Genomic DNA, 21,010 nt, shown 5'->3' with positions numbered 1-21,010 from the left:
GATGGTTGCGGAATTCAGTTGGCTGCCCGATTACGCGGAGTTGTTCTGCCGTTCGAACTTTTCGTTTCTGCATGGCGCGTCGCATGCGGAGGAACTGGTCGAGCGCGCGGCCGAGCAAGGCTATCGCGGGATCGCGATCACCGACGAATGCTCGCTCGCGGGCGCGCCGCGCATGCATGTCGCGGCGAAGGCGAAAGAGCTGCCGCTCGTCATCGGATCGTATTTCGAAGTCACGCCGGATGACGTCGCGCCCGGCCACGATCCTGGCCCCGGCGCGTTCGGGCTCGTGTTGCTCGCGCAGAACCGCGAGGGTTACGGCAATCTTTCCGAACTGATTTCGTGGCGGCGGATGGCCGCGCCGAAGGGGACTTACACGCTGACGTCGCGGATGCTGTCGGCACCGCCCGCGGAGTGTGCGCATCTGCGCGGCATGCCCGACTGCTTCGCGATCCTCGTGCCCGCGTATCCGGTGCGCGCGGACGTGCTCGATGCGCAGGTCGCGTGGTTTCGCACGACATTCGGCGAGCGCGCGCGGCTCGGGCTCGTGCAACTGCAGCGCGCGCTCGATGGTGCGCAGCGCGACGATATCCGCGCGGCCGGCGCGCGGCGCGGGGTGCGTGTCGTCGCGCTCGGCGACGTGACGATGCACCGGCGCTCGTGCAAGGCACTGCAGGACGTGATGACGGCGATCCGGGTCGGGATGCCGGTTGCCGAGTGCGGGTATGCGCTTGCGCCGAACGCGGAGCAGCATCTGCGTACGCGTGGGCGGATCGCGAAGTTGTTTTCGCCGGGCGAAATCGCCGAAACGTGCGTGATTCTCGATGCGTGTCGTTTCGAACTCGACACGCTTCGCTACGAGTATCCCGACGAGATCGTGCCGGCCGGACATACGCCAACGAGTTACCTCGAGCAGGAGACCCGGAACGGTGCACTTCAACGTTACTCCGGAACGGTACCCGGGCACGTGCGGGAGCGGATCGACTACGAGTTGGCGTTGATCGCGCAACTGGAATACGAGCCCTTCTTCCTGACCGTCTACGACATCGTCAAATACGCGCGCAGCCAGAACATCCTGTGCCAGGGTCGCGGCTCGGCCGCGAACTCGGTCGTCTGCTACTGCCTCGGCATCACCGAAGTCAATCCGGATCAAAGCACGATGCTGTTCGAGCGTTTCATCAGCGCGGAACGCGGCGAGCCGCCCGATATCGACGTCGACTTCGAGCACCAGCGTCGGGAAGAAGTGATTCAGCATATCTACAAAAAATACGGGCACGACCGCGCCGCACTCGCGGCCGCCGTGTCGACGTATCGCCCGCGCGGCGTGCTGCGCGAAACCGGCAAGGCGCTCGGCGTCGATCCGATGCTGGTCGACCGCGTCGCGAAGGGGCATCGCTGGTTCGACGGCAGTCGCGATTTGCTGCAGCAATTTGCGACGACCGGGCTCGATCCCGAAACGCCGCTGATTCGCGCATGGGCCGAACTGGCGGGGAGATTGCTCAACTTCCCGCGCCACTTGTCGCAGCACTCGGGCGGCTTCGTGATCAGCCGCGGCAAGCTCACGCGGCTCGTGCCGGTCGAGAACGCGGCGATGGACGGGCGGCGCGTGATCCAGTGGGACAAGGACGATCTCGAAGCGCTCGGCCTGATGAAGGTCGACGTGCTCGCGCTCGGCATGCTGTCGGCGCTGCATCGCGCATTCGACATGCGCACCGCGTGGCGCGGGCCGCCGGAGCCAGGCGGCGAACCGTTCACGCTGAAGCACATTCCCCAGGATGACGAAGCCACCTACGACATGATCTGCCGCGCCGATACGGTCGGCGTGTTCCAGATCGAATCGCGCGCGCAGATGTCGATGCTGCCGCGGCTGAGACCGCGCAACTACTACGATCTCGTCGTCCAGGTGTCGATCGTGCGGCCCGGCCCGATCCAGGGCGGCGCGGTGCATCCGTATCTGAAGCGGCGCAGGATCGTGGCCGGCGAAGAAGCGGGCGAGGTCACGTACCCGAGCGACGCGCTCAAGGCCGTGCTCGAACGCACGCTCGGCGTGCCGATCTTCCAGGAGCAGGTGATGCAGATCGCGATCGTCGCGGCGGGTTTCACGCCCGGCGAGGCCGACGAATTGCGCCGGGCGATGGCCGCGTGGAAACGCAAGGGCAACCTCGAGAAGTATTACGGCAAGATCGTCGACGGGATGCTCGAGCGCAACTACACGCGCGAATTCGCCGAGCAGATCTTCGAGCAGATCAAGGGCTTTGGCGAATACGGTTTCCCCGAGAGCCACGCGGCCAGCTTCGCGAAGCTCGCATACGCGAGCAGCTGGCTCAAATGCCACGAACCGGCGGTCTTCCTCGCCGCGCTGCTGAACAGCCAGCCGATGGGTTTCTACCCGCCGTCGCAACTCGTGCAGGACGCGAAACGTCACCGCGTGACGGTGCTGCCGATCGACGTCACGCAAAGCGGCTGGGAAGCGTCGCTCGAAGCGCTGCCGGGTCAGCCGCCACCGCGCGGCCAGCCGGCGGTGCGGCTCGGTCTGTCGCTCGTGCGCGGTCTCGGCGAAGCTGCCGCGCGGCGCATCGAGGCCGCGCGCGCGGCCGGCCCGTTCGAGAACGTCGACACGCTCGCGCGTCGCGCGCAGCTCGAACGGCGCGATCTCGAAGCGCTCGCCGCCGCGAACGCGCTCGCGACGCTTGCCGGCCATCGCCGCGATGCGCTGTGGCAGGCCGTCGCCGCGGCGCCCGAACGCGACCTGCTCGCCGCCGCGCCGATCGACGAAGCGGAGAAGCCCGCGCTTGGCGCGCCGTCGGAAGCCGACGACATCCTCGCCGACTACGACACCACCGGTCTCACGCTGAACCGTCACCCGGTCGCGCTGCTGCGGCCCGCGCTGCGCGCGCAGCGGCTGTCGTCCGCGGCCGAGCTGCGCGACCGTCCCGACGGCCGGCTCGCGCGCGCGTGCGGGCTCGTGATCGCACGACAGATGCCGGGCACCGCGAAGGGCGTGATGTTCATGACGCTCGAGGACGAAACGGGCTGCGTGAACGTGATCGTGCGGCCCGAGCTGCTCGCGCGGCAGCGTCGCGAAACGCTCGATTCGCGGCTGCTCGCGGCGTCGGGCGTATGGCAGGTCGTCAGCGACGTGAGGCACCTCGTCGCGCAGCATTTCGAGGATCTGACGCCGCTGCTCGGCGGCCTGCGCACGTCGAGCCGCGAGTTCCATTGACGCGGCGTGCCGGCATGCGTGCGGTGGCCGCGTTCCATGCATACCAGTTGGCCGAACTGGTTCTATTTTCGTCTCGTTTTCAGCACCGCCAGCACGACGAATCCGGCACTGGAACGGTCCCCTTGCATACCAATCCGGGTAAATCCCTATCCCGCATCGCGTTGTAAACAAAGGCTTTCCCGCTACTAAAACGCTTGCCGGACAAGGCTTTCGGCGATTTTCGCACCGCTAATACCAGTTCGTTGACTGGTATTGTTGTGGTTATATAATGCGTTCACTTTCGACGGTCCGAGATCGTCGTCCGACACCCGGAGGCACATGGAAACCGGCTGGGCCGAACTGGCGCCCGATCCCGTCAACGACACGCCGCTGTATCTGCAGCTCGCCCGCAATCTGGCGAGCGCGATTCACGCCGGCGCGTGGCGAGCCGGAGAGGCGCTGCCGTCGGAGCGGTTGCTGTCGGTGTCGGTCGGCGTGTCGCGGATCACGGCCCGCCGTGCGCTCGCGCTGCTGGTCGAGCAGGGGCTGATCAAGCGGGCGCGCGGTGCGGGCAGCTTCATCACGCCGCGTGTCGCCGATCCGCTGTCGCGTCTCGTCGGCTTCACCGCGAAGATGCAGCAGCGCGGCTTCAGGCCCGATTCGGTGTGGCTGTCGCGCAAGCTGCGCGCCGCGAACCGCGACGAGATCACGCGTCTCGGCCTCGCGCCCGGCGCGACGGTTGCGCGGCTCGAACGGCTGCGTCGCGCGGACGGCATCGTGATGGCCGTCGAGCATTCGACGCTGCCGGCCGCGGTGTTGCCGGATCCGCAGGCGCTCGGCGCGTCGCTGTACGAATACCTCGACGCGCGCGGGATGACCGTCGTGCGCGCGCTGCAGCACTTTCGCGCGGCCAACGCGACGCACGAGATCGCGAAGTGGATGGCGGTGAAGCCGGGCTCGGCCCTGCTGGTGATCACGCGCATCGGCTATGGCGCCGACCAGCGCGCGATCGAAGTGTCCGAAACGTATTGCCGCGACGACTACTACGACTTCGTCGCCGAACTGAAACGCTGACGCGCGAGACTGCCCGCGCGCCACGCGCAACGAACGCAACCGATTTGCAAATCGCGACGCGGATGTCCGCGTCACCAGATCATCAAGAGAAACGTCATGCTGACTGGAAACATCCTTACCCCCGACGGCTGGATTCACGGTTCGCTCGATAGCGAGAACGGCCGCATCACCACGCTCGACGGCGCGCCCGCCGACCCCGCGAAGAACGACGCGCCGTACATCCTGCCCGGCTTCATCGACCTGCACGTGCACGGCGGCGGCGGCGCCGACGTGATGGAAGGCGGCGACGCGATCGAGACGATCGCGCGCACCCACGCGCAGTTCGGCACGACGAGCCTGCTCGCGACGACGATGACCGCGCCGCGCGACGAACTGATGGAAGTCGTCGCGAACCTCGGCACCGTCGCGCGCACCCGTACGCCGGGCGGCGCGCGCGTGCTCGGCGTGCACCTCGAAGGGCCGTACATCAACCCCGGCAAGCTCGGCGCGCAGCCCGACGCGGCCGTGTCGGCCGTGCTCGACGAAGTGCTGAAGTACCTGTCGATCGCGCCGATCCGCGTCGTCACGCTCGCACCGGAAATCGCCGGACACATCGAGATCATCGGCGAGATGGCCGCGCGCGGCGTGCGCGTGCAGCTCGGCCACTCGCTCGCGACCTACGACGATGCCGTCGCCGCGCTCAAGCATGGCGCGTGCGGTTTCACGCACCTGTTCAACGCGATGTCGCCGCTGCATCACCGCAACCCGGGCCTCGTCGGCGCCGCGCTCGCGCATGCCGAGTACGCGGAAATCATCCCCGATCTGCTGCACGTGCACCCGGGCGCGATCCGTGCGGCGCTGCGCGCGATCCCGCGCCTGTACGTCGTGACCGACAGCACGTCCGCCACCGGCATGCCCGACGGCGAATACCGGCTCGGCAGCCAGCACGTGACCAAGTGCCTCGGCGGCGTGCGGCTCGCCGACGGCACGCTCGCCGGCAGCACGCTGACGATGGACCAGGCGCTGCGCAACCTCGTGTCGATCGGCCTGCCGATCGCCGACGTGTCGAACCGGATGTCGCGCTATGCGGCCGACTACCTCGGCATCGCCGATCGCGGCCGCCTCGAGCGCGGCGCATGGGCCGACCTCGCGGTGTTCGATCGCGACCTGAACCTCACCGCGACCTACGTCGAAGGAGAATCGATTGTCGAATATGCTTAAGGAAGCGCGCGAGTCCGCTCAGGTCGTCGCCGCGCAACTCGCCGACACCACGCGCGTCGAAGCGCTCGCCGGCCAACTGCTCGATCACCCGCCTGCCGTCGCGCTGACGGTCGCGCGCGGCAGTTCGGATCACGCCGCCAGTTACTTCGCGAGCCTGACGATGAGCCGCCTCGGCGTGCCCGTCGCGTCGCTGCCGATGTCGGTCGCGACGCTGCAGCAGGCGCCGCTGAAAGTGCGGGACCAGCTCGCGATCGCGTTCTCCCAGTCGGGCAAGAGCCCCGATCTCGTCAACACGATGGCCGCGTTGCGCGACGCCGGTGCGCGTACCGTCGCCGCCGTGAACGTGCTGCCGTCGCCGCTCGCCGATGCGTGCGAGCACCCGTTGCCGTTGCTGGCCGGCCCCGAACTGTCGGTCGCCGCGACCAAGAGCTACATCGCGATGCTGTCGGCGTCCGCGCAGATCGTCGCGTACTGGCAGCGCGACGCCGCGCTGATGACCGCACTGCGCGGCCTGCCGGACGTGCTCGCGCAAGCCGGCCAGCTGGACTGGTCGCCGGCCGTCGCCGCGCTCGCGGGGATCGAACGGATGATCGTGATCGGCCGCGGCCTCGGCCTGGCGATCGCGCAGGAAGCCGCGCTGAAGCTGAAGGAAACCTCGGGCATTCAGGCCGAGGCGTTCTCGAGCGCCGAAGTCCGTCATGGCCCGATGGAGCTGATCGACCGCGACTATCCGCTGCTCGTGTTCGCACCGCCGGGGCCCGAGCAGGCCGGGCTGCTGCAGCTCGCGCAGGACATGCGCGCACGCGGCGCGGCCGTGTTGCTCGCGGCGCCCGCCGGCACGCCCGGCGCGACCTTGCCGCTCGCGCAGTCCGCCCATTCGGCGCTCGACCCGATCGCCGCCATTCTTTCGTTCTACGTAATGGCGGCGGATCTCGCCGTCGCGCGCGGCCGCAATCCCGACACGCCGCGCCATCTGAACAAAGTCACCGAAACGCACTGATAGCCGAGACAGCCGATGAGACGCGCCGAGGAGTCCCAGTTGAAGAGTTCCACCCATGATCAGGTCGTTCTGCTTGCCCCGTTGACGGGGCCGATCGTTGCGCTGGCCGACGTGCCCGATCCGGTGTTCTCCGGCGGGATGTTCGGCGACGGCATCGGTATCGATCCGCTCGCAGGCAAGCTCGTCGCGCCGTGCGCCGGCATCGTGTCGCATCTCGCGCGCACCGGTCACGCCGTGACGATCACGACGCCGCAAGGCGCGGAAGTGCTGCTGCACATCGGCATCGATACGGTCGAGCTGAACGGGCAGGGCTTCACGGCGCACGTCGAAGCCGGCGCGCGTGTCGAAGCGGGCGACCTGCTGATCGAGTTCGACCAGGACGCGGTCGCGCGCAGCGCGCATTCGCTGGTGTCGGTGATCGCGATCGCGAACTCCGACGCGTTCGACGTCGTCGAGCGCGCGAGCGGCTTCGCGACGGCCGGCAAGACGCCGCTGCTCGCGCTGCGCGGCAAGGGCGAAGCCGCCGCGCAGGCGGCGCAGGCCGGTGCGGCCGCGATGAACGAAGTGCGTCGCGAGATCGTGCTGACGCAGCCGGGCGGCCTGCATGCACGGCCGGCCGCACGGGCGCGCGAAGCCGCGCGCGGGCTCGACGCGCACGTCGAAGTGCATTTCGACGGCCGCAAGGCGTCGATCGAAAGCGTGGTCGGCCTGCTCGGTCTCGGCGCCGGCGAACGTGCGACCGTCGAGCTGGTCGGTCGCGGCGCGCACGCGCAACAGGCGGTCGATGCGATCGCGAACGAACTGCTGCGCGAAGCGCACGGCGAGGCCGAGGAGAAGCCGGCCCGGCTGCGCTCGCCCGCGCCGCAGGCTATCGTGCGCAACACCGGCGCGCCCCTCGATCCGAACACGCTCGCGGGCGTATGCGCGGCGCCCGGCATCGCGGTCGGCACGCTGGTGCGTCTCGACGATGCCGACATCGTGCCGCCCGAACAGGCGGCCGGCACGCCTGCCGCCGAAAGCCGCCACCTCGACCAGGCGCTGAAGGCGGTTGACGCCGAGCTCGGCGAAACGGTGCGCAACGCATCCGCGCGCGGCGCGGTCGGCGAGGCGGGGATCTTCGCGGTGCATCGCGTATTGCTCGAAGATCCGACACTCGTCGATGCGGCGCGCGACCAGATCAGCCTCGGCAAGAGCGCGGGCTTCGCGTGGCGCGCGACCATCCGCGCGCAGATCGACACGCTGTCGAAGCTCGACGACACGCTGCTCGCCGAGCGCGCGGCGGATCTGCGCGACATCGAAAAGCGCGTGCTGCGCGCACTCGGCCACACGAGCGGCGCGACACGCACGCTGCCTGACGAGGCCGTGCTGGCCGCCGAGGAATTCACGCCGTCCGACCTGTCGTCGCTCGATCGCCAGCGCGTGACCGCGCTCGTGATGGCACGCGGCGGCGCGACGTCGCATGCGGCGATCATCGCGCGTCAGCTCGGCATCCCGGCGCTCGTCGCGGTCGGCGACGCGCTGTACGCGATTCCAGACGGCACGCAGGTCGTCGTCGATGCGAGCGCGGGCCGCCTCGAACACGCGCCGACTGCACTCGACGTCGAGCGTGCCCGGCACGAGCGCCAGCGTCTGGACGGTGTACGCGAAGCGAACCGGCAGATGGCCGGCGCGGCCGCGGCGACCATCGACGGCCGTGCGATCGAGATCGCCGCGAACATCGCGACGCTCGACGACGCGAACACCGCGGTCGACAACGGCGCGGACGCGGTCGGCCTGCTGCGCACCGAGCTGATGTTCATCCATCGCCAGGCGGCGCCCACGGTCGTCGAACACCAGCAGAGCTACCAGTCGATCGTCGACGCGCTGCAGGGCCGCACCGCGATCATCCGCACGCTCGACGTCGGCGCCGACAAGGAAGTCGATTACCTGACGCTGCCGCCCGAACCGAACCCGGCGCTCGGCCTGCGCGGCATCCGCCTCGCGCAGGTGCGACCGGATCTGCTCGACGATCAGCTGCAGGGCCTGCTCGCGGTGAAGCCGTTCGGCGCGGTGCGCATCCTGCTGCCGATGGTGACGGACGCGGGCGAGCTCGTGCGGATCAGGAAGCGCATCGACGAATTCGCGCAGGCGCAGGGCCGCACCGAGCCGATCGAGGTCGGCGTGATGATCGAGGTGCCGTCGGCGGCGCTGCTGGCCGACCAGCTCGCGCAGCATGCGGATTTCCTGTCGATCGGCACCAACGACCTCACGCAGTACACGCTCGCGATGGACCGCTGCCAGGCCGATCTCGCCGCGCAGTCCGACGGCCTGCATCCGGCCGTGCTGCGCTTGATCGACATCGCGGTGCGCGGCGCGCAAAAGCACGGCAAGTGGGTCGGCGTGTGCGGCGCGCTGGGCGGCGATCCGCTCGCGGTGCCGATTCTCGTCGGCCTCGGCGTGACCGAACTGTCGGTCGATCCGGTATCGGTGCCGGGCATCAAGGCGCGCGTGCGCCGTCTCGATTACCAGCTGTGCCGCCAGCGTGCGCAGGATCTGCTCGCACTCGACTCGGCACAGGCGGTAAGGGCAGCAAGCCGCGAAGTCTGGCCGCTCGACTGAACGTCGACGGCGGGCGCGCGACCCGTTTCACTACGCAAGCAATTAGGTCAACGACGATTAACGACGAGACATGGATTGGAGGACTGAATGAACGGGAATCCGTTTCTGAAAATACAGGGCCTGGGCCGGGCCCTGATGCTGCCGATCGCGGTGTTGCCGGTCGCCGGCATCCTGCTGCGACTCGGGCAGCCGGATGTGTTCAACATCAAGATGATCGCCGACGCCGGCGGCGCGATCTTCGACAACCTGCCGCTCCTGTTCGCGATCGGCGTGGCGGTCGGTTTCGCGAAGGACAATAACGGCGTGGCGGCACTCGCGGGCGCGATCGGCTACCTGATCGAAACCGCGATCATGAAGGACATCGATCCCAAGCTGAACATGGGCGTGTTGTCCGGGATCATCGCGGGCGTGGTCGCGGGCTTGCTGTACAACCGCTACAAGGACATCAAGCTGCCCGACTACCTCGCGTTCTTCGGCGGCAAGCGGTTCGTGCCGATCATCACGGGGCTGGTGTGCGTGATACTGGGCATCGTGTTCGGATACGTGTGGCAGCCGATCCAGCATGCGATCGACGCGGCCGGCCAGTGGCTGACGACGGCGGGCGCGATCGGTGCGTTCGTGTTCGGCTTCCTGAACCGCCTGCTGCTCGTCACGGGCCTGCACCACATCATCAACTCGCTCGCCTGGTTCGTGTTCGGCAATTTCACGCCGCCCGGCGGCGGCGAGATCGTGCACGGCGACCTGCACCGCTTCTTCGCGGGCGATCCGACCGCGGGCACCTTCATGGCGGGCTTCTTCCCGATCATGATGTTCGGCCTGCCGGCCGCGTGTCTCGCGATGCTGCACGAAGCGCCGAAGGAGCGCCGCGCGATGGTCGGCGGCCTGCTGTTCTCGATGGCGCTCACGTCGTTCCTGACCGGCGTGACCGAGCCGATCGAATTCAGCTTCATGTTCCTCGCGCCGGTGCTGTACGTGATCCACGCGGTGCTCACGGGGCTGTCGCTCGCGATCTGCCAGATCCTCGACGTGAAGCTCGGCTTCACGTTCTCGGCCGGCGCGATCGACTACGTGCTGAACTACGGATTGTCGACGAAGGGCTGGATCGCGATTCCGCTCGGCATCGCGTATGGCATCGCGTACTACGGGCTGTTCCGCTTCTTCATCCGCAAGTTCAACATGGCCACGCCGGGCCGCGAGCCGGCGTCGGCCGATGCGGCGACCGAGTCGTATGCGACGGGCGGTTTCGTCGCGCCGGCGGCCGGTGCCGCCGCGGCAGCGCCGCGCGCGCAGCGCTACATCGCCGCGCTCGGCGGGGCGGGCAACCTGACGGTCGTCGACGCATGCACGACGCGTCTGCGGCTGACCGTCGTCGATCCGGAGAAGGTGTCGGAGCCGCAACTGAAGTCGATCGGCGCGCGTGGCGTGCTCAAGCGCGGCGGCAACAGCGTGCAGGTGATCATCGGGCCCGAAGCCGACATCATTGCCGACGAAATGCGCTCGGCCATCGGCAGCGGCGCGACCGGTGCCGCGGCGACCGCCACGGCCGCCGCCGCGCCGCCGGTCACGGGCGCGGCGGCCGGCCCGCTCGACCCCGATCCGGTGCGCTGGCTCGCCGTGTTCGGCGGTGCGACCAACGTCGTGTCGCTCGACGCGATCGCGACCACGCGCCTGCGCGTCGTCGTGCGCGATGCGTCGGCGGTCGATCGCGACCGCCTTGGGGCGCTCGACGTCGCATGGGTGTCGACGGATACGTTCCACATCGTGTGCGGCAACGCGGCCGCGCGCTATGCCGAACAGCTCGGCGCGCGTCTGCCGTCGACGGGCGGCGGCGCGGCCGCGCAACCGGCCTGATGCGAACCACGACGATGACGCCGGCCTGACCCGCGCCGCGGAATCGGGCTGGTCGGCAAAACGAAACGGCTTGCGAATTGCATCGCAAGCCGTTTTTCTTTGGTGCGGTGCCCGGACGAAAAAAACCTCGCGCGAAGCGAGGTTCGTTCCGGCGGGCGGCGGCGGAGCGGAGCGAACCGCCCCGCACATCGATCAGTCGCGCCGGGCGCGCACCGGCGCTTCCGGCGACTTCTGCCGCGCTTCGAGCCACATTGCGTTGACGATGCCGAACGACAGCGCGACGCCGATACCGAGAATCCAGCTGAAATACCACATGATCCGACTCCTTGCGAAACGGGAGGGCGGGGCGCTTGCGCGCCCCGGCCGGGTTCAATACATCGAGTGCGTGTTCTCTTCGAGCGTCTGGCGCGTGACCTTGCCGCGCATCACGCGGTAGACCCAGCTCGTGTAGATCAGGATGATCGGCAGGAACACGATCACCGCGAACAGCATCACCTGCAGCGTCTTCTGGCTCGACGTCGAATCCCACACGGTCAGGCTGCTGCGCGGATCGAGCGACGACGGCATGATGAACGGGAACATCGAGAAGCCCGCGGTCAGGATCACGCCGGCGATCATCAGGCCGGTGCAGAAGAACGCCGTCTTTTCCTGCTTCGAGCCGGCAAGCAGCAGCGCGAGCAGGCCGCCGGCGATCCCGACCACCGGCGCCGCGATCATCCACGGATATTCGCCGTAGTTCGCGAGCCACAGCCCCGAGCCGGCGGCGACGTCCTTCAGCAGCGGGTTCGCAACCGTATCGTTCGGTGCGGCGTGCGTGATGTGGAAGCCGCCGATCGCCGATGCGACCAGCACGCCGGCCAGCACGAACAGCACGACCGCGAGGAGCGCCGACACGCGCAGCGCGATCGACGCGCGGCGGGCGATCACGCCGTCGGTCTTCATCTTGATGAACGCGGCGCCGTGCGCGACGAGCATCGTGAGGCTGACGAGCCCGCAGAGCAGCGCGAACGGGTTCAGCAGCGCCCAGAAGCTGCCGTAATAGGTCACGCGCAGGTCGCTGTCGAACTGGAACGGCACGCCCTGCAGCAGATTGCCGAACGCGACGCCGAACACCAGCGCCGGCACGAAGCCGCCGACGAACAGGCCCCAGTCCCAGCCGGCACGCCAGCGCGGATCGGGGCGCTTGCTGCGGTAGTCGAAGCCGACCGGCCGGAAGAACAGCGCGAACAGCACGAGCAGCATCGCGAAGTAGAAGCCGGAGAACGACGCGGCGTAGACGAGCGGCCACGCGGCGAACATCGCGCCGCCGGCCGTGATCAGCCACACCTGGTTGCCTTCCCACGTCGCGCCGACGGTGTTGACGATGATGCGGCGTTCGTCGTCGGTCTTGCCGAGGAACGGCAGCAGCGCGGTGGCGCCCATGTCGAAGCCGTCGGTGACGGCGAAGCCGATCAGCAGCACGCCCACGAGCACCCACCAGATCAGCTTGAGAGTTGCATAGTCCATAGCGATTCCTTGTTCCGTTGCAGGGGCGTGCTCAAACCGCGGCGCGCTCGCCGGCGGCGAGTTCGTGGTGATAGCGGCCGGTGTGCAGCGACGACGGGCCGAGGCGCGCGTACTTGAACATCAGCTTGATCTCGATGACGAACAGCGCGGTGTAGAACAGGATGAAGCCGGCGAGGCTCAGGTACAGGTCGCTCGGCTGCAGGCTCGACGCGGACAGGTGCGTCGGCAGCACGCCCGCGATCGTCCACGGCTGGCGGCCGAGCTCGGCGACGATCCAGCCGAATTCGATCGCGATCCACGGCAGCGGGATCGCCCACACCGCGTAGCGCAGGAACCAGCGGCGGTTGTCCTGCAGCAGTTCGCGGCGCGCGCAGAACCAGAACGCGGCAACGAACGTCGCGACGAACAGGAAGCCGAGCGCCACCATGATCCGGAACGAGAAGAACACGGGCGCGACCGGCGGGATCGTCTTCTTCGCGGCGGCCTTGATCTGCTCGGGCGTCGCATCCGTCACGTTCGGCGTGAACTGCTTGAGCATCAGCCCGTAGCCGAGATACTGCTTGTGCTGATCGAACAGCGCGCGGGTCGCGTCGCTCGTGTCGCCCTGCTTGATCTTCTGCAGCGCGCCGTACGCGACCATCCCGCTCTGGATGTGTTCCTCGCTGAGCTTTGCCAGCTCGCGCAGGCCGATCACCGGTTCGTCGATCGAGCGCGTCGCGATCAGGCCGAGCGCGTACGGGATCTTGATCGCGTAGTCGGTGCGCTGTGCCTCCTGGTTCGGGATGCCGATCAGCGTGAACGACGCGGGCGCCGATTGCGTTTCCCATTCGGATTCGATCGCGGCGAGCTTCATCTTCTGCACTTCGCCGGTCGTATAGCCCGATTCGTCGCCGAGCACGATCACGCAGAGCGTCGCCGCGAGACCGAAGCCGGCAGCGACCGCGAACGAGCGCAGCGCGAAGTCGACGTCGCGCTTCTTCAGCAGGTACCACGACGACACGCCGAGCACGAACATCGCCGCCGACACGTAGCCGGCCGACACGGTGTGCACGAACTTCACCTGCGCGACCGGGTTGAACAGCACGTCGAACAGGCTCGTCATTTCCATGCGCATCGTCTGGTAGTTGAACTCCGCGCCGACCGGGTTGTTCATCCAGCCGTTCGCGACCAGGATCCACAGCGCGGACAGGTTCGAGCCCAGCGCGACGAGGAACGTGACGATCAGGTGCTTGACCTTCGACAGACGGTTCCAGCCGAAGAAGAACAGGCCGACGAACGTCGATTCGAGGAAGAACGCCATCAGGCCTTCGACCGCGAGCGGCACGCCGAAGATGTCGCCGACATAGTGCGAGTAGTACGACCAGTTCGTGCCGAACTGGAATTCGAGCGTGATGCCGGTCGTCACGCCCATCGCGAAGTTGATCCCGAACAGCTTGCCCCAGAACTGGGTCATGTCCTTGTAGACCTGTTTGCCGGTCATCACGTAGACGGCTTCCATGATGACGAGCAGCCAGGACAGGCCGAGCGTCAGCGGCACGAACAGGAAGTGGTAGAGCGCCGTGATGCCGAACTGCAGACGCGACAGATCGACGACTTCGCTACTTATCATGGTGGTCTCCCTCGGTAGAGGCGGGTGCCGGCACCGAAAGCAGTCTCTCGGCGACGACGGCAGGTGGCAGCGACATGTGCTCGGCCTGCGGATGATTGAAGAACGCGTATTTGAGCGACATCAGGAGGATCATCTTGACGATCAGCACCAGCGTGATGTCGCGCACGAGCGTGGGCCCGCGGGCCCACGCGGCGATGCGGGCGCGCCAGCCGATCGCACCGGCGGCCGGTGGGGGAGGCGGCGCAGGCTCTTTATTGATCGAGATCAAGGCGATAATCCTGAATCGATTTACGTCGGTTTTGGGGCGACTTTACGTCGGATTTATGGCGGCGGTGGAGCTGTTATTAATCCTTTTGCGCCGACATGCCGATTTTAAAATGCCGGCTTTCCGATGCCGAGTGCTGCGCTGCGGCAGACCGTCGCTAATTGCGGGTAAAAACTTGAGTTAGATCAAGGTTATGCGGAAGGGGGCGCAAGCCGCCCAATACCCGATCAATAAGGTCGATTAATAAGCGCGGCGGCCGGCGGACAAACAGGCGAAAAAAAACCGCTGCCGGTGGGGCAGCGGTTTTGGGTGAAGCGCTCTGAATCGCCGGGCTTTACGCGTATTCGGCGAGTGCGGTGCGCATCTTTTTCATTGCGCTCGCTTCGATCTGGCGGATGCGTTCCGCGGATACGCCGAATTCGGCGGCGAGATCGTGCAGCGTCGAGCCGCCCGAGCCGTCGTCGTCGACGTTCAGCCAGCGTGCCTCGATGATCCTGCGGCTGCGCGCGTCGAGCGCGTCGAGCGCCTGCGAGATGCCGTCCGTCTGCAGCATGTCGCGCTGACGCGCGGCCAGCACGGCGGTCGGCTCGTTGTGCGAATCGGCCAGATAGGCGATCGGCGCGTACGACTCCTCGCCGTCCTCGACTTGCCCTTCGAGCGCGATGTCGCCGCCCGACAGGCGCGTTTCCATCTCGGTCACGTCTTCGCGCTTGACGTTGAGCTCCTGCGCGAGGCCGTCGATTTCCTCGGGCGTCATCGCCTGCATGCTCTTCTTGTGGCTGCGCAGGTTGAAGAACAGCTTGCGCTGCGCCTTCGTCGTCGCGACCTTCACCATCCGCCAGTTGCGCAGGATGTACTCGTGGATCTCGGCCTTGATCCAGTGGATCGCGTACGACACCAGGCGCACGTTTTGCGCCGGGTCGAAGCGCTTCACGGCCTTCATCAGGCCGATGTTGCCTTCCTGGATCAGGTCGCCGTGCGGCAGCCCGTAGCCGAGATAGTTACGGGCGATCGACACGACGAGCCGCAGGTGCGACAGCACCAGGCGGCGCGCCGAGTCGAGGTTGTTGTTGTCGCGGAATTCGGTTGCGTACTGGCGTTCTTCCTCGGCGGTCAGCAGCGGGATGCGGTTGACGGCCTGGATATACGCGTCGATGTTGCCAAGCTGGCCCGACAACATCGATTGAGTTGCGAGCGCCAGCGAGCCTGCCGATTCGGCCTTGGCCGGCGTCGGGCTCAGGGTATTCGGAAGGGTCAAAGCGTGGCTCACTAAAAAACTCCTTTGGAATCAGGGACAAACCCCTGGTCTCGGATGAGACTCCGGGGCCAATCTTAGCACTCCCGCAATCCGAGTGCTAATTCCTTAGAGCGCACGTGGGCATCGGAGTTCCCGGTTTTTCTATCGGGTTAGTCGAATCGATAGTCTAAAGTGCGACCCGGATGAAGCGGCGAAGTTCCGTAAGCCGTTGTTTTCGATGGGAATCAGTAGACGATTTCGATTTTTGTAGTTTTAGAAGCAAACCATTTCGCTTCGTGATGCCGATCCGGAAAGTCCTTTACCATACCATTCAGTTCGCTCGAGTCCGGCCGCTGCGGCAGGCTCCATTCAACCCAAAAAGTTGGAGTGTCAGATGAACAATAAAAAGAATCGCCGGCCCCGCAGCCGGCTTGCGCTGCATGCGATGCTCGCTGCGTCATTGCTTGGCGGATCGACGGCAGCATTCGCGGATCGGTGGGGGATCCAGGCGGGCGGCGGGTTTTCCGACCGTCACGGGATCGACAAGGGCGATCTCGGCGTGGTTTGGGATCCGGGCTGGAACTGGTGGGAAATCGGCGGCTGGCATTTCGCGTTCGCGGTCGAGGGGCACGTGGGCTACTGGCACACGGGCGGCAACGTCCACAGCAGCATCGGCGAATTCGGCGTGACGCCGATGTTCCGTTTCATCAAGAGCGCAGGGGACATTCGGCCGTACATCGAGGCCGGCGGCGGCATCCGGCTGCTGACGCATCCGACGATCTCGAACAATTTCTCGGTGTCGACCGCGTTCCAGTTCGCGCCGACCGCAGGGGTGGGCGTGCAGTTCGGCCAACGGCAACAGTATCAGGTCGGCTACCGTTTCGAACATGTGTCTAACGCGGGTATCAAAGAGCCGAATCCTGGTATAAATTTCCACCAGTTCTACGTGCAGTACAACTTCTGATCCGTACTACGCCCGCATGGCGGGCGCGTTGCCGAGGAGTCAGGCGATGGCGAAGGTGGTCGATGCGATCCGCGCGCTCGAGCGCGATCGGTTCCGGGCGATGGTGGACGGGGACGGCGAAGCGCTCGCTGCGCAATTGTCGGACAAGGTGTTCTTCGTGCACACCAACGGCAAGCGCGAAACCAAGCAGCAGTTCATCGACGCCATCGTCGCCGGCCGCCGCCGCTATCGCCAGATCGAAATCCAGTCGCAGGATCTGCTGCCGGTCGGCGACGCAACCTGCGTCGTCACGGGGCGCGCGTTGATCGAGATGGAAACGAACAACGGCGGGCTCGTGTTCCCGATCGCCTACACCGCCGTCCACACCCACGAGCAGGGCCACTGGCGCCTGCTGGCGTGGCAGGCGACGCGGTGTGCGACCGAGACGTGAGCGCGGGTAGCGCCCGTTTTCATGTCCCGACCGAAGCGGCCTTCTGGGCCGCTTTTTGCTGGCCCGTGCGGCGCGGATCGCGCGGCGCACGGGCGGTCACACACCGCTCGCTGACGTTCAAACCTTGAAGCGAAGCCCGGCAGTCAGGCTGCCGCGCGGCGGTCGGCGCATTGCCACGCCGAGCGGTTGATCGCGCTCGCGACCGCGTCGAGCGCGGCGCTTGCCGCATCGGCGTGCAGCCCGACGCCATGCCGCAGCGGCGCATCACCGACCCGGCAGCCGACCGATACCGCGATCCGTCCGTCCGTCGCGCGTGCGTGCTCGCACGACGCGACGTCGATCGTCACGCCGGCCGCCGCTGCGAACGCCGCGGCCGCGCGCTGCGCGGCGTCCTCGGCCGTCGCGTCGGCCGGCGGCGCGCCCGCGATCTCGTGGTTCTGCCAGCGTGCGCCGTTGCCGTGGCGCGCGGCCGGGCCATCCGTCTCGAAGAATTCGCGTGCGAACAGCGCGCAGATCGCGTCGCCCGTTACTTCCTCGCCGGATGCGTCGGCGAGCGTCTGCACCGCGGCGCTGAACTCGATCTGCACGCGGCGCGTGGGCGTGAAGCCCATCCCGCGTTCGAGCAGGAACGTCGCCCCGCCCTTGCCGGACTGGCTGTTGACGCGAATCACCGCGTCGTAGCTGCGGCCGAGGTCGGCCGGGTCGATCGGCAGATACGGGACTTCCCACACCGCGTCGGGGCGCTGCTGCGCGAAGCCCTTGCGGATCGCGTCCTGATGCGAGCCCGAGAACGCGGTGAACACGAGGTCGCCCGCATACGGGTGGCGCGGATGCACGGGAATCTGGTTGCAGCGCTCGACCACGCGGCGCACCGCGTCGATGTCGGAGAAGTCGAGGCCCGGGTCGATGCCCTGTGTGTAGAGGTTCAGCGCGAGCGTGACGAGGTCCACGTTGCCGGTGCGCTCGCCGTTGCCGAACAGGCAGCCTTCGATGCGGTCGGCGCCCGCGAGCAGCGCGAGTTCGGCGGCCGCGACCGCGGTGCCGCGATCGTTGTGCGGATGCACGGACAGCACGATGCTGTCGCGATACGCGAGGTTGCGGTCCATCCACTCGATCTGGTCGGCGAACACGTTCGGGCTCGCCGCTTCGACGGTCGCCGGCAGGTTCACGATCATCTTGTGATCGCGGGTCGGGCGCCACGTCTGCGCGACCGCATCGCACACTTCGCGCGCGAACGTCAGCTCGGTCATGCTGAAGGTTTCCGGCGAATACTGATAGGTCCATTGCGTGTCCGGACGTGCGGCCGCGTATTCCTTGATGATCCGCGTGCCCTCGACCGCGAGCGCCTTCACGTCGGCCTTCGACATCCCGAACACGATGCGGCGGAACGACGGGCAGATCGCGTTGTAGAGGTGCACGATCGCGCGCGGCGCGCCTTCGAGCGCGTCGAACGTCCGGGCGATCAAGTCTTCGCGCGACTGCACGAGCACTTCGATCGTCACGTCGTCGGGGATGCGCTTCTCGTCGATCAGCTTGCGGACGAAATCGAAGTCGGTTTGCGACGCCGACGGAAAACCGACTTCGATCTCCTTGAAACCGATCGCGACCAGCATGTCGAAGAATTCCAGCTTCTGTTCGATGCTCATCGGCTCGATCAGCGACTGGTTGCCGTCGCGCAGGTCGGTGCTCATCCAGACCGGCGCGCGTTCGATGGTGCGGGTCGGCCAGCGGCGGCCATGGATGCGGACGGGCTCGAACGGGCGGTACTTGTCTTGCGGGTTGCGTTTCATCTTCTGGACCTCGGGTCTCAAGTCGCGAGCGAAGACGGGCGGCATGGGCGACGGTTGGCGCTGCCTCGCACCGTGGCGCCGGATAGCGCTACGGATACGGATGATCTTCGCGAATCGACCGACGGATAGACGGACGAATGCTGACGACTTCGGGTTGTAAAAACTGCGAGAAGGGTGCTGCGAGGAACTGCTGGGAGGGACCGTGCGAACAGCACACGGCGCTACGACAGCCTTAGGCTAGTCGTAGCGATAGCGGCCGCGCTAGGCGGCCGGAGGTAATTCGGAGGGTGTTCGGAAAGGAACGCATGTCGGCAACTCTATGCCAGGATGCGGGCGCGTGTCAAATGGTCGGCGGAAATATCGGCGCGAACCGGTGCGACCCACGCGGCGGTCAGGGCGCGATCCGGGCGATCCGCACGATCGTTTCGACCTGTCGCGCGAGCGTGTCGGGCACCGGGATTTCGCCGCGCAGCACGGCATCCGTCCATGCGGCCGTCGTCGCCGCGTCGCGCGATTCGGGCAGCGCGACGGGCTCGGCGTCCGTCGATGAGCGCTCGGCCTCGATCAGCGTGTCGCATACGCCGTCGTGCAGCCAGTCGACCTGCACTTGGCGCCGCGTGTCGGCCACCGCCTCGCCTTCGGTGCCGCGCGCGAGCAGCGCGCCGCCGAGCGCGGCGTCGGGATGGTCGCGGAACAGTTGCGCGAGGCTGTCGCGGTACGGCGGATGCGTGTAGTTGACGAGCCGCAGGCCCGTCGGCGCGAACGGCTGCAGGATCTTGACGAGCGTATGCGTGGAGTTGCGCACGCCGAGTACGCCGCGCAGCGCCAGCAGGCGCGCGAGGCGCGGCGCCAGTGCGTCGATTGGCGCGAATGCGACGCGGCGCTCGGCGAGCGTGTCCTCGATCGCATCGTGCGACGTGGACGGCGCGATCGACAGCGCGGAGAAGATCTCCGCGCTCGTCACGCGGCCCGGATCGCGCGCCACGCCGTGCACGAGCACCGGCACGCCTTCGCGTGCGAGCAGCAGTGCGAGCAGCGGCACCAGGTTCGGCTGCTTGCGCGCGCCGTTGTAGCTCGGGATCGACACCGGGCGGAACGCCGCGTCCTGCACGCGAACCGGCTCGAACGACGCCTGTGCGGCGGCGAGCATGGCGGCCAGCTCGTCGGCGGTTTCGCCCTTCAGGCGATAGGCGATCAGGATCGCGCCGAGTTCGACGTCCGACACGCGCGCATCGAGCATTGCGCGATAGAGTTCGAACGTGTCGTCGGCGGACAGCGCGCGCGCGCCGTGCGGGCCGCGGCCGATTTCCTTGATGAAGCGGGCGCAAGGGAACGGCGAGGCTGCGGAGTCTTGGGGAGCGGTCATCGGAACGTGGGGCGGGCGGCCGGCATCGGGCCGCGCGGTGAGCGGTAAGGAATGCCCCGAGTATCGCACGGGCGCGGCTCGCCCAAGCGCACGGCTGCGCGCGCCGACGCGGCGTGGCGCGCTAAACTCTGGTTCCCGGCGGTGCCGCGCGCGTGCCGCGCATACCGGTGCGGGCCGAAGACGACCAACAGAGACATCCCATGAAGCTCTACAGCTATTTCCGCAGTTCCGCGTCGTACCGCGTGCGGATCGCCCTGAACCTGAAGCAGCTGCCGTACGAAACCGTCCCGGTGCACATGCTGCGCGACGGCGGCGAGCAACTGAAGGACGCATACCGCGCGGTGAATCCGGATGCGGTCGTGCCGTCGCTGGTCGACGGCGACGCCACGCTGCAGCAATCGCTCGCGATCATCGAATATCTCGAGGAGACGCATCCCGAACCCGCGCTGCTGCCGACGCAGCCGCTCGACCGCGCGTATGTGCGGGCGATTGCGCTGCAGGTCGCATGCGAGATCCATCCGCTGAACAACCTGCGCGTGCTGAAATACCTGAAGCACACGCTGAAGGTGCCCGAGGAAGCGAAGAACGCATGGTACCGGCACTGGATCGAGGCCGGTTTCGCATCGCTCGAGACGCGCCTCGCGAACGATCCGCGCACCGGCAAGCTGTGCTTCGGCGACACGCCGACGCTCGCCGATATCTGCGTCGTGCCGCAGGTGTTCAACGCGAACCGGTTCTCGATCGACACGACGCGCTTCCCGACGATCCGGCGGATCGCCGACTACGCATCGACGCTCGACGCGTTCAAGGCCGCCGAGCCCGGCGCGCAGCCCGACGCCGAATGACGTGGCGGCCGCCGGCGGGCGGCCGCGCATGAAAAAGGGCGCCCGAAGGCGCCCTGTGCGGTGCGGGCCGGCGGCG

Annotated in this window: 16 protein-coding genes; 9 read left to right on the top strand and 7 right to left on the bottom strand. The window is 67.3% G+C overall.

Annotated elements, in window-relative coordinates:
* Position 1 precedes the first annotated feature (1 nt).
* The 6 genes from DCN14_RS29720 to nagE all read left to right on the top strand — a co-directional run bounded on the left by DCN14_RS29720 (position 2) and on the right by nagE (position 10,922).
* The gene (locus DCN14_RS29720; RefSeq protein ID WP_096507386.1) at positions 2-3,220 is read left to right on the top strand and encodes an error-prone DNA polymerase; all 3,219 of its coding nucleotides are present in this window, start codon (positions 2-4) and stop codon (positions 3,218-3,220) included.
* A 318-nt stretch (positions 3,221-3,538) separates the two neighbouring features.
* A complete protein-coding gene (locus DCN14_RS29715; protein ID WP_096507385.1) occupies positions 3,539-4,273 on the top strand; it encodes a GntR family transcriptional regulator in 735 nt (244 codons plus the stop codon).
* A 96-nt stretch (positions 4,274-4,369) separates the two neighbouring features.
* Positions 4,370-5,473 (top strand): N-acetylglucosamine-6-phosphate deacetylase, encoded by a 1,104-nt coding sequence (nagA, locus tag DCN14_RS29710; RefSeq protein ID WP_096507384.1) that lies wholly within the window; start codon positions 4,370-4,372, stop codon positions 5,471-5,473.
* Positions 5,466-6,473: an SIS domain-containing protein gene (locus tag DCN14_RS29705; protein WP_096507383.1), complete on the top strand. Its 1,008-nt coding sequence runs from the start codon at positions 5,466-5,468 to the stop codon at positions 6,471-6,473. Before nagA ends, DCN14_RS29705 begins: the two co-directional genes overlap by 8 nt.
* A 15-nt stretch (positions 6,474-6,488) precedes the next feature.
* On the top strand, positions 6,489-9,071 hold the full coding sequence (ptsP, locus tag DCN14_RS29700) for a phosphoenolpyruvate--protein phosphotransferase (protein ID WP_096507382.1): 2,583 nt from the start codon (positions 6,489-6,491) through the stop codon (positions 9,069-9,071).
* A gap of 87 nt (positions 9,072-9,158) precedes the next feature.
* Entirely contained in the window at positions 9,159-10,922 is a 1,764-nt protein-coding gene (gene nagE / locus DCN14_RS29695; RefSeq protein ID WP_096507381.1) for an N-acetylglucosamine-specific PTS transporter subunit IIBC, read from the top strand.
* A 192-nt stretch (positions 10,923-11,114) separates the two neighbouring features.
* Here nagE and cydX read toward each other — a convergent pair whose 3' ends face one another.
* The 5 genes from cydX to rpoH form a co-directional block, all read right to left on the bottom strand.
* Positions 11,115-11,237, bottom strand: coding sequence for a cytochrome bd-I oxidase subunit CydX (cydX, locus tag DCN14_RS29690; protein ID WP_014895987.1), 123 nt, complete (start codon positions 11,235-11,237; stop codon positions 11,115-11,117).
* A gap of 54 nt (positions 11,238-11,291) precedes the next feature.
* Positions 11,292-12,428, bottom strand: coding sequence for a cytochrome d ubiquinol oxidase subunit II (gene cydB / locus DCN14_RS29685; protein WP_096507380.1), 1,137 nt, complete (start codon positions 12,426-12,428; stop codon positions 11,292-11,294).
* A gap of 31 nt (positions 12,429-12,459) precedes the next feature.
* Positions 12,460-14,037 carry a cytochrome ubiquinol oxidase subunit I gene (locus DCN14_RS29680; protein ID WP_096507379.1) on the bottom strand — a complete coding sequence of 526 codons (1,578 nt, stop codon included), beginning with the start codon at positions 14,035-14,037 and terminating at the stop codon, positions 12,460-12,462.
* Positions 14,027-14,311 carry a cytochrome oxidase putative small subunit CydP gene (cydP, locus tag DCN14_RS29675; protein ID WP_172441933.1) on the bottom strand — a complete coding sequence of 95 codons (285 nt, stop codon included), beginning with the start codon at positions 14,309-14,311 and terminating at the stop codon, positions 14,027-14,029. Before cydP ends, DCN14_RS29680 begins: the two co-directional genes overlap by 11 nt.
* A gap of 325 nt (positions 14,312-14,636) precedes the next feature.
* The gene (gene rpoH / locus DCN14_RS29665) at positions 14,637-15,572 is read right to left on the bottom strand and encodes an RNA polymerase sigma factor RpoH (protein ID WP_096507376.1); all 936 of its coding nucleotides are present in this window, start codon (positions 15,570-15,572) and stop codon (positions 14,637-14,639) included.
* Positions 15,573-15,933: 361 nt separating this feature from the next.
* Between rpoH and DCN14_RS29660 the strand changes: the two genes are divergently transcribed.
* Complete coding sequence (locus DCN14_RS29660) at positions 15,934-16,503, top strand: acyloxyacyl hydrolase (protein ID WP_096507375.1); 570 nt, start codon at positions 15,934-15,936, stop codon at positions 16,501-16,503.
* A gap of 46 nt (positions 16,504-16,549) precedes the next feature.
* Positions 16,550-16,933, top strand: coding sequence for a nuclear transport factor 2 family protein (locus DCN14_RS29655; protein ID WP_096507374.1), 384 nt, complete (start codon positions 16,550-16,552; stop codon positions 16,931-16,933).
* A gap of 143 nt (positions 16,934-17,076) precedes the next feature.
* Here DCN14_RS29655 and leuA read toward each other — a convergent pair whose 3' ends face one another.
* A complete protein-coding gene (gene leuA, locus DCN14_RS29650; RefSeq protein WP_096507373.1) occupies positions 17,077-18,723 on the bottom strand; it encodes a 2-isopropylmalate synthase in 1,647 nt (548 codons plus the stop codon).
* Positions 18,724-19,114: 391 nt separating this feature from the next.
* Positions 19,115-20,089, bottom strand: coding sequence for a DNA-binding protein YbiB (gene ybiB / locus DCN14_RS29645; protein ID WP_096507372.1), 975 nt, complete (start codon positions 20,087-20,089; stop codon positions 19,115-19,117).
* A 200-nt stretch (positions 20,090-20,289) separates the two neighbouring features.
* On the opposite strand from ybiB, the gene maiA reads away from it, so the two are divergent.
* Positions 20,290-20,934: a maleylacetoacetate isomerase gene (maiA, locus tag DCN14_RS29640; protein ID WP_096507371.1), complete on the top strand. Its 645-nt coding sequence runs from the start codon at positions 20,290-20,292 to the stop codon at positions 20,932-20,934.
* The last annotated feature ends 76 nt before the right edge of the window (positions 20,935-21,010 follow it).

It is taken from the genome of Burkholderia sp. IDO3 (assembly GCF_003366075.1).
GTDB lineage: Bacteria > Pseudomonadota > Gammaproteobacteria > Burkholderiales > Burkholderiaceae > Burkholderia > Burkholderia anthina.
The sequence above is the reverse complement of the archived record's forward strand: the minus strand, read 5'-3'. Positions and strand labels throughout refer to the sequence as shown.

Coding starts and splice junctions, on each gene's coding strand:
- DCN14_RS29720 (WP_096507386.1), top strand. CDS start 2: ATGGTTGCGGAATTCAGTTGGCTGCCCGATTACGCGGAGTTGTTCTGC.
- DCN14_RS29715 (WP_096507385.1), top strand. CDS start 3,539: ATGGAAACCGGCTGGGCCGAACTGGCGCCCGATCCCGTCAACGACACG.
- nagA (WP_096507384.1), top strand. CDS start 4,370: ATGCTGACTGGAAACATCCTTACCCCCGACGGCTGGATTCACGGTTCG.
- DCN14_RS29705 (WP_096507383.1), top strand. CDS start 5,466: ATGCTTAAGGAAGCGCGCGAGTCCGCTCAGGTCGTCGCCGCGCAACTC.
- ptsP (WP_096507382.1), top strand. CDS start 6,489: ATGAGACGCGCCGAGGAGTCCCAGTTGAAGAGTTCCACCCATGATCAG.
- nagE (WP_096507381.1), top strand. CDS start 9,159: ATGAACGGGAATCCGTTTCTGAAAATACAGGGCCTGGGCCGGGCCCTG.
- cydX (WP_014895987.1), bottom strand. CDS start 11,237: ATGTGGTATTTCAGCTGGATTCTCGGTATCGGCGTCGCGCTGTCGTTC.
- cydB (WP_096507380.1), bottom strand. CDS start 12,428: ATGGACTATGCAACTCTCAAGCTGATCTGGTGGGTGCTCGTGGGCGTG.
- DCN14_RS29680 (WP_096507379.1), bottom strand. CDS start 14,037: ATGATAAGTAGCGAAGTCGTCGATCTGTCGCGTCTGCAGTTCGGCATC.
- DCN14_RS29660 (WP_096507375.1), top strand. CDS start 15,934: ATGAACAATAAAAAGAATCGCCGGCCCCGCAGCCGGCTTGCGCTGCAT.
- DCN14_RS29655 (WP_096507374.1), top strand. CDS start 16,550: ATGGCGAAGGTGGTCGATGCGATCCGCGCGCTCGAGCGCGATCGGTTC.
- leuA (WP_096507373.1), bottom strand. CDS start 18,723: ATGAAACGCAACCCGCAAGACAAGTACCGCCCGTTCGAGCCCGTCCGC.
- ybiB (WP_096507372.1), bottom strand. CDS start 20,089: ATGACCGCTCCCCAAGACTCCGCAGCCTCGCCGTTCCCTTGCGCCCGC.
- maiA (WP_096507371.1), top strand. CDS start 20,290: ATGAAGCTCTACAGCTATTTCCGCAGTTCCGCGTCGTACCGCGTGCGG.